A 14,638-nucleotide genomic window follows, 5' to 3' on the forward strand; every position below is an offset into this window, starting at 1 on the left:
TCCCTCCCGGGACCCGTTGGGCCGGCGCGGTTCGGATGGACCGCGCCGGAATGCTGTTTGCCATGTGCATGAATTTTGGCACAGATTGCGCCTGACCGACTTTCGGCTCAGAGCGAGTCAGACATGGACCACTTCGACCTCGGCACTTACCGGCGCCACATCTCCACCGCCTCGGCAGAGACGCAGCGCTGGTTCGATATCGGGCTGAACTGGTGCTACGGCTTCAACCACGAGGAAGGCATCAAGTGCTTCGAGAAGGCGCTAGAGAGCGACCCCGATAGCGCCTTCGTGCATTGGGGCATCGCCTATGCCGCGGGTCCCTTCTACAACCTCACCTGGAAGGAGCATGGCAAGGACGAGGCGGACCGGGCGGCGCGGCGTTGCTTCGATCATGTGCAACTGGCGCGGGCCAATGCCTCCAGAGCCAGCGCGGTGGAGCAGCGGCTGATCGAGGCGCTGGCCGCCCGCTTCCAGCGGCCGCATGGCGTGACATCCGCGGAATTCGAGCAATGGGACAATGCCTATGCCGCCGCGATGCGGCAGGTTTATCGCGACTTTCCCGACGATCATGACGTGATGGCGCTCACCGTCGAGGCGCTGATGATGCGCACGGTCAGGCGGCTCTGGGATTTGAAGACCGGCAGACCGGCGCCAAATTCGGATGTGCTCGAGGCGCTGGAGGTCTGCGAGCGTTCGATCCAACTGTCGGACGAAGCGGGCGCGGCGCCGCATCCGGCGATCCTGCACCTGCACATCCATCTCTTGGAAATGTCGACGCAGCCGGAACGCGGTGTGCGCTCGGCGGAGTTGCTTGGAACCATGTGCCCCGATGCCGGCCACATGAACCACATGCCAGGGCATATCCATGTGCTGTGCGGCGACTATGAGAAGGCAAAGCTCGCCAGCGAAAAGGCGGTGCGGGCCAACGACCTCTACCTCGCCTATGCTAGTGAGACGACCTACTATCTGCTCGGCTGCTGCCACGATTTGCACCTGATGATGTTCACCTGCATGTTTCTGGGCCAGTACCAGCCGGCGCTGTGGGCAGCCGACAAGGTCCGCAGCCTGGTCGCGCGCGACGTGGTCGCCATCCCCGACCGGCCGAAGCTCACCCAAACAGTGGAAGGCTATCATGCCATGCGCGCGCATGTGCAGGTGCGCTTCGGCCGCTGGCAGGAGATCATCGATGAGCCGATGGTGGAAGAGCCGGAACTCTATTTGCTCACGACAGCCATGCAGCACTACGCCAAGGGCGTCGCGCATGCTACGCTCAAGCAGTTTTCAGCCGCCGAGGGCGAGCGCGAGAATTTTCGCCGGCATGTCGAGGCCATCCCGCACGAACGGCGCTTCCTCAGCAATCCGACGCGGGCCTCCCTGGCCGTGGGTGCGGCCCTCCTCGACGGCGAGCTTGCCTATCACCAAGGCCGGCATGACGAGGCCTACACGCATCTGCGCCAAGCGGTCGAGCTCGACGACAATCTGTCCTACACCGAGCCATGGGCCTGGATGCACCCTCCCCGCCATGCGCTGGCGGCACTGCTGCTCGACCAGGGCCACGCCGGCGAGGCCGAACAGGTCTATCGCGACGATCTGGGCCTCAGCGACAAGGTGCAGCGCTGCGCCCAGCACCCGGACAATGTCTGGGCGCTGCATGGGCTGGTGGAGTGCCTGAAACGGCGCGGCGAGAGCCTGGAGCTGCCGGGGCTGCAGGCGAAACTGACCGCAGCTTTGGCCAAGGCGGATGTGGCAATCACCTCATCGTGCCTGTGCCGGACGAGTATGCAGTCAGGACAAGGATGCTGTCATTGACATACGGTCGGCCCAGCCGGCTGACGGCGGCGTCTACGAGAATATCTCCGCCAGCTCGTCGACGCTGGTGCCTTCCTTGACCTGGCGCAGTTCGACATAGGCGACTGCAATCGTCACCGACAGCACCGTCGAGAAGATGGTCGAGACAAGGCTGCTGCCGATCGCTGCGACAATGATTCCGATGCCGGTGATGCCGCCAGTCGAGGCGAGCCCCAGATTGATGAACAAGGAGAGCGCCGTCTGGATGAGCATTGCTGCCACGCCAATGATCAGCAAAAGCCAGAATATCGACCAACGGCTGCCCTTGGTCAGGGCTCGGCTGCGCGATATCGAGCCGAACACGCCAAGCCTTTCTTGAACCGCAATGGGGACAGAGACGGACACGGAAAGCAGCCAGATAAGAACCGGAATCAATGCCAGGGCGAGTCCGATCAGCCACCCGATAGGGGGAATGAGCCACGCAATGAAAACCATCACAAAGACAGCCACCACCAAGGCCAGAATAACCAGTATGCCGATGCCGAGTGTTGGGAAGAAGCTGCGCAAAGCTATCTGGATGCAGTCGCCGATGGCGGGACGCTTGCCGTTCAGATCCTCGATAGCTGCCCGCACCAACGCCGCTTGCACCAGCAGGGCCAGCACAAAAATGATCAGGCCAGCAATCAGCGTTGTGGCCGGATAGATCTCCACGGCCAAGGTTTCGAAATCCTCGGCGGTCCCGGAGTTCACAATACTGGCAAGCCGCGACAGGTTCCAAATGTTGTACAGCAGTGCAGGCAGGGTCGAAAAAAGTCCAACGACCACGGCAAGAAAGCCGAGATTGCGGCCGATGACCACAAAGCTGTTGCTGAAAACCCTGCCGATGCGGAATTTTTCCGGTCGTTGCTGCGCCAGTGACGTCACGATGCCCCCTGCCCTGACAAACGCCTTGGCCCGATCGGGCCAAGGCGGCGCCAAGCCTTGTCGCTACGAGAATATCTCCGCCAGTTCGTCGACGCTGGTGCCTTCCTTGACCTGGCGCAGCTCGACATAGCTGACCGCGGCGGCGACCGACAGGAGCATCGACATCACGCTTTGCACCAGCCCGGCCACGATGGCCGCGATGATGCCTTGAAACAGGTAGACAACCACGCCAACCGCCCCCTGGATGACCATGGCGATGATGATCAGGACGAGGAACAGGCCGAACAGCGACCATTTGCTGCCCTTGGTCAGGGCGCGGCTGCGTGACATGGAGCCGAACACGCCGAGCCGCTCCTGGATCAGAACCGGCACCGAAACCGACCAGCCGAGCCACAGGATGATGCCGGGCACGACCAGGGCGATCATGGCCAGGCCCGATGCGAGCGAGACGAGGAAACCTATCCCCAAGGTCGGCAGCAGGAAGCGAATGGCGATCTGGAGACAGTCGCCGATGTTTGGACGCTTGCCATTGAGATCCTCGATGGTGGCCCGCACAAGCGCCGACTGGAGCAGCAACCCGAAAATAGCGCTTATGAAGATGGCGACAAAAGTGACCCAGGAATTGCGCAGCGCAAAGCTCGGATCGGCCGCGGCGCCCGGATCGGCCTGGAGCAGTGCCTCCATGCGCGAGTTGGTCCAGAGTTGGAGGATGATTGTGGGCAGGCCTGAAAACAGCAAGGCCAATCCGCCGGTAAGGACGATGTTACGGCCGATGACGGCGAAGCAGTTGTTGAAGACCCTGCCGATCTGAAATTTCTCAGGCCGTGCAAATGTTGCCGAAGTCATGATGCGCCCCCTGTTTCATCGCCGAATATTGTCCGGCTACCGCAGCAGTAAATTTGCCAAGTTTAACGACGCTCGTCCAGCCCACTTGCAAATGTTGCGCTGCATTGTCAGTGTCGGCGCGCGAACCGCGGGTTGCATGGGGGCGAAGAGGTGACAGCTGCACAGCCGGACGCTGCGCAAGCCGAATGGCTGGCCAAACTGCACAAGCAGTTGCTGTCGGATGGAACGATCCAGTTCGACCTGCCGGCCTATATGCAGCCCCAGCCCCCCGAGTGGCTGAAGCCGTTTGGCGAGTTCCTGAAATGGCTTGGCCCCTACATGATCTACCTGTTCTGGGGTGCTGTGATCACAGGCGCTGCGATCATCCTGTTGCTCATCTTGCTCGAGGTGCAAGGCGCTGCCTGGCGCCTGCCCTGGCGGCGCAAAAAGAGCGTGGCCGAGGCGGAAGCGACATGGCGTCCTGATGCCGAAACGGCCCAGATCCTATTGTCGGAAGCCGATGCGCTGGCGGCGCAAGGCAATTATGACGAGGCGGTGCATCTCCTGCTTCGCCGCAGCGTCGCCGACATTGCCGGCCGCCTGCCCGACTTCCTGCGCCCCTCGCTGACGGCGCGCGACATCGCCAATGCTGCTTCGATCCCGACGCGGGCGCGCGGCGCCTTCACCCAGATCGCGCGCATCGTCGAGGCGGCGCTGTTCGCGCGCCGGCCGGTCGGACCGGAGGGCTGGCGGGAGGCGCGCGGCGCCTATGAGCGATTCGTCTTCAGGGATGCCTGGGTGTGAGCGCTTCGGCCACCGACATCGCCCAGCAGGAACCGTTCAGCCGCAGGACGCTGTTCTGGGGCATTTTTGCCAGCCTGCTCGCGGCGGCGGGCTTCTTCCTGTTGTCCACCTATGCCCCCGACTTCCGTCAGCCGAACGTCGGCGGCGCAACGCCACTTTCGAAAAGCGGCATCGGGTATGCCGGCTTGGCGGAATGGCTGAAGCTGACCGGCGATGCGCCCGACATGGCACGGTCCGACAGCGATCTTGAGACCGAAATGCTGTTGATCGTCACCATTTCGCCCGACAGCGACCCCGATGCGCTTGCCAACATCATCAAGCTTCGCAAGGGCATGGATACGCTGTTCGTGCTGCCCAAATGGGCGACCTTGCCGCTGTTCCAGCACGAGGGCTGGGAGATGAAGATCCAGCGGCTGCCGGACGCCGTCGTAAACGACTGGCTCGGCCGGATCGCCAAGGCCAAGCTCGGCCAGGGCGAGACGACGGTCAAGCAACTCGATGTCTCGGGACAGATGGTCAACGTTCCCGAACGGTTGCAGTGGGTAGCCGATGAGCATCCGCTGATTGCCGCCGGCAACGGCAAGGCGGTGCTGACCGAGGTGGAAGACGAGCGGTTCTACATCCTGACCGACCCTGACCTGACCAACAATGCCGCGCTCAAGGATCCCGACAAGGCGGCGGCAGCGCTCAAGCTGATCGAGTTCTTGCAATCCGAAGAGGGTCCGGTGATGTTCGACCTGACGCTGCACGGTTTCGGGCGAAAATACGACCTCGCCAAGCTTCTGGTCGAACCGCCCTTCCTGGCGTTGACCCTGACCATCCTGGCGGCGGCGGCACTTGCGTTCCTGCATGGCCTTGGCCGGTTCGGCCCACCGCGCGCCGACCAGCGTGCGATCGCGTTCGGCAAGCGCGCGCTGGTCGACACCACGGCGATGCTGTTGCGCCGCGCCGGCAGGCTGGAAGAACTGGGCGACCAATACGCTGCGCTGGCGCGGGTGCGCGCCGGCGCACTGCTCGGCGCGCCGCATGGTTTGCAGGGCGAAGCGCTCGACCGCTGGCTCGATTCCCGCGATAAGGACGAAACCGGCGGTTTCACGACCCGCCTGAAGGCCGCCGACGCGGCAAAGACCCTGACACAAATGCATGGGGCAGCCGAAAAGCTGCACGACTGGACGGCAAGGAGGCTCGGTGAACGTCGATGATGTAAAGGCCCTGGCGACACAGATCAGGGAAGAGGTGGCCAAGGCCATCACCGGGCAACACGATACGGTCGATCTGATGCTGACCGCATTGTTCGCCGGCGGGCATATATTGCTCGAGGGACCGCCGGGTACGGCCAAGACGATGACGGCGCGCTGCTTCGCCCAGGCACTTGGCGTCGCCTATGGCCGCATCCAGTTCACGCCCGACCTGATGCCCGGCGACATCGTCGGCTCCAACATCTACAATTTCCAGACCGGGCAATTCACGCTGACGCACGGCCCGATCTTTTGCGATCTGCTGCTAGCGGACGAAATCAACCGGACGCCGCCCAAGACTCAGGCCGCCCTGCTTGAGGCGATGCAAGAGCATGCCGTCACCTTCGACGGCACCACCCATTCGCTCGGCCAGAACTTCATGGTGGTGGCGACGCAGAACCCGATCGAACACCAGGGCGTCTATCCCCTGCCGGAGGCCCAGCTCGACCGCTTCCTGTTCAAGCACAGGGTGAGTTATCCCGCCCCGCACGAGGAAAAGGCGATCATCATCCATCACGGCGGCGGCACCGCCTCGCACGATATCAAGCAATACGGCATCACCGCCCAGGCCGACCGCAAGACGCTGGAAAAGGCGCTGGCGACCGTCGGAGAGGTCACGCTGGTCGACGATGTCGTCGACTATATCGCAAGGCTGGTACGGGCCACGCGCGCCAGCCCCGATCTCGAGGTTGGCGCCAGCCCTCGCGCGGGCGCCATGCTGGCCAGGGCGGCGCGCGCACGGGCAGCGCTCGACGGGCGTGCCTATGTGATCCCCGACGACGTCAAGGCGCTTGCGGTGCCGGCGCTGCGCCATCGCGTGATCCTTTCGCCGGCGGCGCAGATCGACGGCCGTCTGGTCGAGCAGATCGTGACCGACCTTGTCGACCAGACGGAAGCGCCACGTTGATCTATCCGAGCGGCCGGGCAGTCTGGGCAGGTGCAGCAGGGGCAATACCGGCCTTCCTGATCGCGCTCGCGCTGCCGTCGCTGTGGTATCTCGGCCTGCTGTGGATCTGCGTGCTGCTTGCCTTCCTGGCGGTGGACGCGGCCGCCGGGCGCGGACGAGCTTCCCTGGACGCCACCATCCATGCGCCGCCGCAAGTCAGCGTCGGCGGCCAGTTCACCGTCAATGTCACCGCCAGGCTCAGCGGACGGCCGCGCGCCGTGCAGGCGCGGCTCGGCCATGATGAGCGGCTGGCGCCGATGGGCGGCACCGGCGGCGCGTTGACCGCAAAGGCCGGCAGTGCATCGCTCGACCTCAAATTTCAGGCGCTGCGGCGCGGCATTGCCAGGTTCGATCGCCTGTGGGTACGCTGGCGCGGGCCGTTCGGGCTGGTCTGGAACCAGGTCGTGCTGCCGATGGCGAGCCAAGTCGCGGTGCTGCCCGACGTCAGCAGCGCCCGCGATGAGGCGATCACGCTTCTGCAGCGCCAGTCGCTGCCCGACGGCCATGCGCAGCGGCGTGCCGGCCAGGGCCGAGAATTCGAGGCGCTCAAGGACTACCAGCCCGGCATGGGCCGGCGCATGATCGACTGGAAGCGCAGCGCTCGCCACGGCCGGCTTCTGGCGCGCGAATTCCGCATCGAGGAGAACAACAACATCGTGCTGGCCATCGACAGCGGCCGGCTGATGTGCGAGCCCGTCGACGGCGTACCGAAGGTCGACCGCGCCGTCACCGCCGCCTTGCTGTCGGCGTTCATTGCGCTGAAGGGCGGCGACATGGTCAGCCTGTTCGGCTTCGATGCGCGACCGCGCGTTTCCAGCGGCGCCGTGCGCGGTTCGGCGAGCTTCGCCATGATCCAGAAGCGCGCGGCCGAGATCGACTACTCCACCGAAGAGACCAATTTCACCCTGGCGCTGACGACGCTGGCGGCGCGGCTCGACCGGCGCTCGCTGGTGATCATCTTCACCGATTTCGTCGATCCGATCAGCGCCGAACTGATGCTGCGCACCGTCGGACGGCTCACCGAACGGCATCTGGTGCTGTTCATGATGATGAAGGATGTCGAGCTGGAGACACTGGCCGACATGCCGCCGGACACACCAGAGGATGTGGCGCGCTCGGTCGTCGCCGGCGGGCTGCTGCGCGAAAGGCAGGTCGTCATCGGCAAGCTCAGGCTGCTCGGTGCGCATGTCATCGAAGCCGACCATCAAAGGCTCGGACCGGCGCTGGTCGAGCGCTATCTCGAGCTCAAGCGGGAGGATTTGTTGTGAGCGCGCTGGTCGGCAAGGATGCCGTGCGCCAGTCGCTGGCGAGCTTCCGTTCGGAGCGCGAGGCCGACTGGAAGGCGTTCGAGGCGCTGCTCGCCCGGGTCGAGAAACGCGCGCCACGGACATTGTCGGAAGACGAGTTGCTGTCGCTGCCGCTGCTCTACCGCTCGGCGCTGTCCTCGCTGTCGGTGGCGCGGGCGACGTCGCTCGACAATGCGCTGGTCAGCTATCTCGAAGCGCTCTGCCTGCGTGGCTACTTCTACCTCTACGGCGCACGCCGCAGCTTGCGGCAGCGCATCGGCGATTTCCTGCTGCATGATTGGCCGCACGCCATTCGCGATTTGTGGCGCGAGACGGTGCTGTCGGTCGTCCTGACCTTCGTCGGCTTCGGCGCGGGCTACTGGCTGGTGACGAAAGACAAGGGCTGGTACGACGCGATCATCCCGCCGAGCCTAGCCGGCGGGCGCAACCCGGACGCATCTGCCGAAGTGCTGCGGCAGGTGCTTTATGACGGCGCCGACAGCAATTTCCTGTCGGGCTTCGCCGCCTATCTCTTCACCCACAATGTCCAGGTGGCGATCCTGGCCTTCGCGCTCGGCTTTGCCTTCGCGGTGCCGAGCGTGCTCTTGATCCTGATGAATGGCTGCCTGCTCGGCGCGATGTTCCAGATTTACGTCGCCAAGGGACTTGGCCTGGAGCTGGGCGGGTGGCTGTCCATCCATGGCACCACCGAGATGTTTGCAATCGCCTTGGCCGGTGCCGCCGGCATGCGCATCGGCACGCGCATTGCCTTCCCCGGTGAATTGACCCGGATGACGGCGGCGGCCCATGCCGGGCGCGTGGCGGCCACCGCCATGGTCGGGGTGACGATCATGCTCATGTTTGCCGGCCTGCTCGAAGGCATCGGCAGGCAGGTGATAACCAGCGACGTGACACGCTATGCCATTGGCGGCGGCATGCTGACGCTATGGCTCAGCTATTTCTATTTGTTCAGGGTGGTGCGGCATGGCGACCGCTAGGCGCGCTGCCGTCTCGACGATACGGCCGCTGATCACGCCGGAAGGCGTCGATCTCCGGATCAGGCTCGCCGATGCCGGCACCCGCGCCGCCGCCTTCCTGCTCGACTTTGTCATCATCATCGTCACTGCAATCGTGATCTCGATCGTCGCGCTGTTCGGGCTTGCCGGCCTCAACGGCGAAGGCGCGCAGCCGCTGTTCATCGTCTGGATCATCCTGATCTTCTTCCTGCGCAACGCCTATTTCATCGCCTTCGAGGCCGGCCGCCGCGCCGCAACGCCCGGCAAGCGCATGCTCGGGATCCGGGTGGCGTCGCGCAGCGGCGCCGGCCTGTCGGTCGATCAGGTTATCGCCCGCAATCTGATGCGCGAGATCGAGATCTTCCTGCCGCTGTCGATCATCCTCGGCCGCAGCGAGATGGGGCTAGCCGACACGCTGTCGACGATCTTCGGTCTGGTCTGGGCGCTGTTGTTTGCGCTGTTCCCGCTGTTCAACCGCGACCGCATGCGGATCGGCGATCTGCTGGCCGGAACCTGGGTGGTCGAGGCGCCGAAGCTGGCGCTGGTCGAGGACCTCTCGCAACGGCAAAACACCACCGCACGCGCCTTCCGCTTCACCCAGGCGCAGCTCGACGCCTATGGCATCGCCGAACTGCACAAGCTGGAAGAGGTGCTGCGCCGCGACGACTATTTCGCGCTAAAGGCGGTGGCCGAGACGATCGGACGCAAGATCGGCATGACGATCGAGCCGATCGATTCCAGGGCTTTTCTCACTGCGTATTATGGGGAACTGCGCGCACAGCTTGAACGCAAGCTGCTGCTGGGTACTCGCAAGGCGGACAAGTATCAAAGATAGATCGGGTTCGGGATGCCGGCTCAACTTAGCGAAGCGGAGAAAGTCAGGATTGAACGCGCCATTCAGGCTGCAGTCTCCGGATCCTGGGAGGAATTTGCAGAACTCACCGACGAGCCGTTTCCAAACGATGCATCGATGAGAGAGCAATTCAGCGATTCTTCTTCCCGACTTCGGCAGGCCGACCGAAATTGGGAAATGACCTCAGCCATAGGTATCGTGCCTGACGGCAGCGCGCGCCTGATCACAGTCATGATCAAAGCGCCGCCCACCGTGGATATTGTCCTGACGCTGCGCAGCACGAGCGATCGGGACGACAGCACGATCAGCATCTGGACGTTCCATCAGCAGCTGAACTGGGACGATTAGCCCCTCTCCTACCCCACCCACTTCTCGTAGTCGGATACAAGCAAGTGCACCGGAGCGACGTCCTCGTCGATGTTGGAGAAGCGGCCGATCGGCTCGCGGAAGACGTTGTCGGTCAAATCGTCATTGACGGTCGAGACCTCGCCGATCAGCACATCCTTGCCCTCGGCCCAGAAGGCGTGCCAGACGCCGGGCATCAGCGTCACGCTCTGGCCCGGGTCGAGCTTCAGGAGCCCGCCTGCCGGTAGCCTGTGGATGGTGCCGTCGACCGGCACCGACACTTCGGCCTTCGGATCGATGCCGCCGTCGCGATCGTGCATGAACAGTTCGAGCACCAGCTTGCCGCCGCCGCGGTTGATGATGTCCTCGGCCTTGATGTTGTGGCGGTGCATCGGCGACAGCTGGTCCTTGCGCGAGATCATGATCTTCTCGGCATAGAGCATGCCCATGCCCTTCTTCATGTCGGCGTAGACGCCGTTGCGCACGGTGAACAGGAACAGGCCGAGCTCGTCGAATTTCTCCTGGCCGTAATCGGTGATGTCCCAGCCGAGCCGGGAGGTGAAAATGGCCGCGGAGTCGGCCTTGCGCGCCTTCATCTCTTCGGGCGACCAGTAGGCGAAGGGCGGCATGATGTAGCCGAACGAACGGATGAAGGCATCGGCATCGCGGATGATGTCGTTGACGGTGGAGCGTTTCATGGTCGTGATCCCTAGCGTCGCGTTGCTGCCTGAAGCGCATAGCTGAACAGCGCTGCGGTGTCGACGCAAACTGCACGCTGGCCCCATGACATCCGCGCTGATCGGGGCCATAAGTCCAGCCAAATTTCCCAAGGTGACATTCATGCAAGGCATAGACGACCTCGATACGCCGGCGATCCTGATCGATGCGGCCCGCGCCGAAGCCAACATCATCAAAGCGCAGGCGCATGCCGACCGCCACGGGCTGAAACTCAGGCCGCACATCAAGACGCACAAGCTGCCCTATTGGGCGAAGAAGCAGGTGGCGGCGGGAGCGGTCGGCATCACTTGCCAGAAGATCGGCGAGGCCGAGGTGATGGCCGATGCCGGGCTCTCCGACATTTTTCTGCCCTACAATATTTTAGGCCACGCGAAGCTGGGGCGCCTCAAGGCGCTGCATGGCCGCGTCACCCTGTCGGTGACGGCCGACAGTCCCGAGACGCTGGAGGGGCTCGCCGCTACTTTCACCGATGCCGGCCATCCCCTGCCCGTTCTGGTCGAATGCGACACCGGTATGGGCCGTTGCGGCGTGCAGAGCGTCGCCCAGGCTTTGGCGCTGGCGAAAATGATCGATCAAGCCAACGGGCTCACCTTCGGTGGACTGATGACCTATCCGGCGGCCGGTCGCGCCGCCGAGGCCGAATCCTGGCTGGCCGACGCCAAGCAGACGCTTGCGGCCTCGGGTCTTGACTGCCTGCGTATCTCCAGCGGCGGCACGCCGGATATGTGGCGCTCGAGCGAGGACAGCGTCGTCACCGAATACCGCCCCGGCACCTACATCTATCTCGACCGCTATCAGGTCGCCAAAGGCGTCGGCACGCTCGACGATTGCGCACTGACGGTGCTGTCGACCGTGGTCAGTCACCCAACGCCGACGCGCGCCATCCTGGACAGCGGCAGCAAGGCGCTGTCCAGCGACACGCTGGGATTGCCCGAGTTTGGCGAGTTGCTCGGTATGCCGGGCACGCGCGTCACCGGCCTGAGCGAGGAGCATGGCACGGTCACGCTCGCGAATGGCGCGAGCCTGCGCATCGGCGAGCGCGTGCGTGTGGTGCCGGACCATTGCTGCGTGGTGACGAACCTGTTCGACCAGGTGCATCTGATCGACGGCGACAAAGTGCTGGAGACCCTGCCTGTCGTGGCGCGGGGGCGGATGGGCTGAAGCTTGGCGCGTGACGGGCGTCAGTTAGCCTGCCGCGCCGCTACCCTGCGCATGGCAATCACTCGACGGCGGCGGATTTCGGTGCGCATCGCCGTCAGATGCAGCGCGAAGAACAGCACGGTGAAGCCGAGCGCCATCACCAGCAGCGGCCACAGCAGGCTGGGGTCGATGGTCGAGCCCCCCATGCGGAACACCGAGGCCGGCTGGTGCAGCGTGTTCCACCAGTCGACCGAAAATTTGATGATCGGGATGTTGATGAAGCCGACCAGCGTGATGATGGCAGCGGCCCAGGCGGCGCGGCTGGCGTCATCCAGTGCACGGGTCAGCGCGATGATGCCGAGATACATCAGAAACAGGATGAGGACCGAGGTCATCCGGGCATCCCAAGCCCAAAAAGTGCCCCAGGTCGGCTTGCCCCAGATCGAGCCGGTGACGAGCGCGAGGGCTGTGAAGGTGGCGCCGATCGGGGCTGCCGATTTCAGCGCGACGTCGGCCAGCGGATGGCGCCAGACCAGCGTGCCGAGCGCGGCGACCGCCATCACCGTGTAGCACATCATGGCGAGCCAGGCGAAAGGTACGTGGATGTACATGATGCGCACGGTGCTGCCCTGCTGATAATCCTCGGGCGCGGCAAAGCTCATATAGAGCCCGACGGCAAGCAGGATCGCCGCGATGGCGGCCAGCCACGGCACCAGCCTGTCGGCCAGCCCGACAAAGCGCGTCGGGTTGGCAAGGTCGGTCCAGCCGGTCAGCCGTGAGGAAGTGTCGCTCATGCGGTCTAAATAGACCGGCAATGGGTCGGGAGCAATTGGAGGAGTGTCGCAGGCTCTTTACCCTCCCCTTGTGGGAAGGGTCGCTGCCAAGCGTGGGGGCGGTGGGCACTACCCCCCCCCCGGACCTTCGGTCCGACCTCCCAAAAGGGGGAGGTAAAGCTCACGCCGCTTCGATATTCACAGTGCGGCTGAGGCGGCGGACTTCCTCGTCGTTGAGCAGGCCGCCGGCGCGCAGCAGGCTGGCGAAACGGCCGTTGCGCAGCGACAGTTCAGCGAAGCCGCCCATCTCGATCACCTTGCCCTTGTCCATGAACACGACCAGGTCGGCGTCGCGAACAGTGGTCAGGCGGTGGGCGATGATGAAGGTGGTGCGGTTGCGCCTCAATTCGTCGATGGCTTCCTTGACGCGGTCTTCGGTCTCGACGTCGAGCGCGCTGGTCGCTTCATCGAGCACCAGTATCGGCGCATTTTTCAGCACGGCGCGGGCAATAGCAATGCGCTGGCGTTCGCCGCCCGAAAGCTGGCCGCCACGCTCGCCGACGACGGTGTCATATCCGCCGCTCTTGGACAGGATGAAATCCTGCGCCGCAGCGGCATTAGCCGCAGCGTGGATTTCGTCGTAGCTTGCCTCGGCACGACCGACACGGATGTTGTCCTCGATCGAACGGTTGAGCAGGCCGGCATCCTGGAACACGGTGGCGATCGAGTGGCGCAGCGACTTGCGGGTCACCGTGCGGGTGTCGATACCGTCGATCAGGATACGGCCGCTGGACGGCGTGAAGACACGCTGCAGAAGGTTGATAAGCGTCGTCTTGCCGGCGCCGGTCGGGCCGACGATGGCAACCGTCTGGCCAGCCTGGACCTCGAACGATACGTCGTCGATGCCGTGGCCGGAATTGCCGAACTCGAAGTTGACATTCTCGAACCGGACATGGCCGGTGACATTGGCCAGCTCGCGCAAGCCATCCGGCTCGGCTGCTTCGGCAGCGGAGTCTTCAAGGCGGTAGAAGTCCTCGAGCTTGGCCCTCGCCTCGGAAATCTGAGTGGTGAAGGCCGACACCTGGTCAAGACGGGCAATCAGCATTCCGGCAAAACCGGTGAAGGCAACGACATCGCCCACGCGGAGCTGGCCACGGGTGACGAGATAGGCGCCAATCGACAGCACGATCATCATCGATATCGTGGACGACAGGCGGTTCAGTGCGTTGGCGATCGCCCACCAGTCGAGCACAGGGTTCTGCGCGTCGAGCAGATCCTTGACGTACCGCTTCAACGTCGCGGTCTCATGGCCGATGCGGTTGTAGCTCTGCAGCACGGCGACATTGCTGACCGAGTCGGACACGTGGGCAAAAACCGTGTGGTAGTGGCGCTCGACGGCGGTCTGGCCCGCCTTGGTGTGGCGCATGACGATACGGCCGATGGCAACGTAAAGCACGCCGAGGCAAAGCAACACGAGCGACATCCGGATGTCCATGGCAATCGCGGTCGGCACCAGCAGCACCAGCGCGATGGCCGTCGACAGATGCACGCGCATGAATTCAAGCCACAGGCTGAACAGGGTCTCGACGGCGCGCAGCAGCGTGTGCAGCGAATTGGACGTGCCGCGCTGATGGTGCCAGGCAAGTGGCATGGTGATCACGCGCTCGAAGGACTGGCACAGCACTTCGCTGCGCCGCTTGTGCGCAAAACGGTCGGCGCCGCGCGCTACCAATACGAAGGCCACGACGTTGAAGGCCCCCAGAGCTGCCCAGACGGCGAGTGTCGAAAACACCGCGCCCTTTTCGGAGATTGCGCCAATCACACGACCCAACAGGATCGGCTCGAGGATTGCAATCGCCGCGAGCGCAACGTTGGCTCCGCAGATCAGCGCAACGCGCTTCTTGTCGGCAGCCAGATAACCCAGGGCTCTCCAGTAGATTTGCAGAAGCGACACTTCAGCTA

14 protein-coding genes are annotated in these 14,638 nt (G+C 63.9%); 9 read left to right on the plus strand and 5 right to left on the minus strand.

Annotated elements, in window-relative coordinates; genetic code table 11:
- The first annotated feature begins 123 nt into the window (after positions 1-123).
- A complete protein-coding gene (locus ACWGTI_RS23830; RefSeq protein WP_454589384.1) occupies positions 124-1,809 on the plus strand; it encodes a hypothetical protein in 1,686 nt (561 codons plus the stop codon).
- 33 nt (positions 1,810-1,842) lie between these two features.
- On the opposite strand, the gene ACWGTI_RS23835 is transcribed toward ACWGTI_RS23830, so the two are convergent.
- A complete protein-coding gene (locus tag ACWGTI_RS23835) occupies positions 1,843-2,712 on the minus strand; it encodes a hypothetical protein (protein WP_454589385.1) in 870 nt (289 codons plus the stop codon).
- Between the two features lie 63 nt (positions 2,713-2,775).
- Positions 2,776-3,558 carry a hypothetical protein gene (locus ACWGTI_RS23840; RefSeq protein ID WP_454589386.1) on the minus strand — a complete coding sequence of 261 codons (783 nt, stop codon included), beginning with the start codon at positions 3,556-3,558 and terminating at the stop codon, positions 2,776-2,778.
- Between the two features lie 150 nt (positions 3,559-3,708).
- Here ACWGTI_RS23840 and ACWGTI_RS23845 point away from each other — a divergent pair, with 150 nt between their 5' ends.
- The 7 genes from ACWGTI_RS23845 to ACWGTI_RS23875 are packed head-to-tail and all read left to right on the plus strand — an operon-like array spanning position 3,709 to position 10,028.
- The gene (locus ACWGTI_RS23845) at positions 3,709-4,341 is read left to right on the plus strand and encodes a DUF4129 domain-containing protein (protein ID WP_454589387.1); all 633 of its coding nucleotides are present in this window, start codon (positions 3,709-3,711) and stop codon (positions 4,339-4,341) included.
- Positions 4,338-5,543, plus strand: a complete 1,206-nt coding sequence (locus tag ACWGTI_RS23850) for a DUF4350 domain-containing protein (protein WP_454589388.1) — start codon at positions 4,338-4,340, stop codon at positions 5,541-5,543. The genes ACWGTI_RS23845 and ACWGTI_RS23850 overlap by 4 nt, the downstream gene beginning before the upstream one ends.
- Positions 5,530-6,486, plus strand: coding sequence for an AAA family ATPase (locus ACWGTI_RS23855; RefSeq protein WP_454589389.1), 957 nt, complete (start codon positions 5,530-5,532; stop codon positions 6,484-6,486). Before ACWGTI_RS23850 ends, ACWGTI_RS23855 begins: the two co-directional genes overlap by 14 nt.
- Positions 6,483-7,793 carry a DUF58 domain-containing protein gene (locus tag ACWGTI_RS23860; RefSeq protein ID WP_454589390.1) on the plus strand — a complete coding sequence of 437 codons (1,311 nt, stop codon included), beginning with the start codon at positions 6,483-6,485 and terminating at the stop codon, positions 7,791-7,793. Before ACWGTI_RS23855 ends, ACWGTI_RS23860 begins: the two co-directional genes overlap by 4 nt.
- Entirely contained in the window at positions 7,790-8,809 is a 1,020-nt protein-coding gene (locus tag ACWGTI_RS23865) for a stage II sporulation protein M (protein WP_454589391.1), read from the plus strand. The genes ACWGTI_RS23860 and ACWGTI_RS23865 overlap by 4 nt, the downstream gene beginning before the upstream one ends.
- Positions 8,796-9,662, plus strand: a complete 867-nt coding sequence (locus ACWGTI_RS23870; protein WP_454589392.1) for an RDD family protein — start codon at positions 8,796-8,798, stop codon at positions 9,660-9,662. The genes ACWGTI_RS23865 and ACWGTI_RS23870 overlap by 14 nt, the downstream gene beginning before the upstream one ends.
- 12 nt (positions 9,663-9,674) lie before the next feature.
- The gene (locus tag ACWGTI_RS23875) at positions 9,675-10,028 is read left to right on the plus strand and encodes a hypothetical protein (protein WP_454589393.1); all 354 of its coding nucleotides are present in this window, start codon (positions 9,675-9,677) and stop codon (positions 10,026-10,028) included.
- Between the two features lie 8 nt (positions 10,029-10,036).
- On the opposite strand, the gene ACWGTI_RS23880 is transcribed toward ACWGTI_RS23875, so the two are convergent.
- A complete protein-coding gene (locus tag ACWGTI_RS23880; protein ID WP_352764602.1) occupies positions 10,037-10,723 on the minus strand; it encodes a D-lyxose/D-mannose family sugar isomerase in 687 nt (228 codons plus the stop codon).
- A gap of 142 nt (positions 10,724-10,865) precedes the next feature.
- Between ACWGTI_RS23880 and ACWGTI_RS23885 the strand changes: the two genes are divergently transcribed.
- Positions 10,866-11,924, plus strand: a complete 1,059-nt coding sequence (locus ACWGTI_RS23885) for a D-TA family PLP-dependent enzyme (RefSeq protein WP_454589394.1) — start codon at positions 10,866-10,868, stop codon at positions 11,922-11,924.
- Positions 11,925-11,944: 20 nt separating this feature from the next.
- Here the strand turns inward: ACWGTI_RS23885 and ACWGTI_RS23890 are convergent, their stop codons facing one another.
- Both ACWGTI_RS23890 and ACWGTI_RS23895 read right to left on the minus strand, forming a co-directional pair.
- Positions 11,945-12,697 (minus strand): heme ABC transporter permease, encoded by a 753-nt coding sequence (locus ACWGTI_RS23890; RefSeq protein WP_454589395.1) that lies wholly within the window; start codon positions 12,695-12,697, stop codon positions 11,945-11,947.
- Between the two features lie 160 nt (positions 12,698-12,857).
- Complete coding sequence (locus tag ACWGTI_RS23895) at positions 12,858-14,630, minus strand: glucan ABC transporter ATP-binding protein/ permease (RefSeq protein WP_454589396.1); 1,773 nt, start codon at positions 14,628-14,630, stop codon at positions 12,858-12,860.
- Between the last annotated feature and the right edge of the window lie 8 nt (positions 14,631-14,638).

The sequence above is a fragment of the Mesorhizobium sp. ArgA1 genome (genome assembly GCF_053714375.1).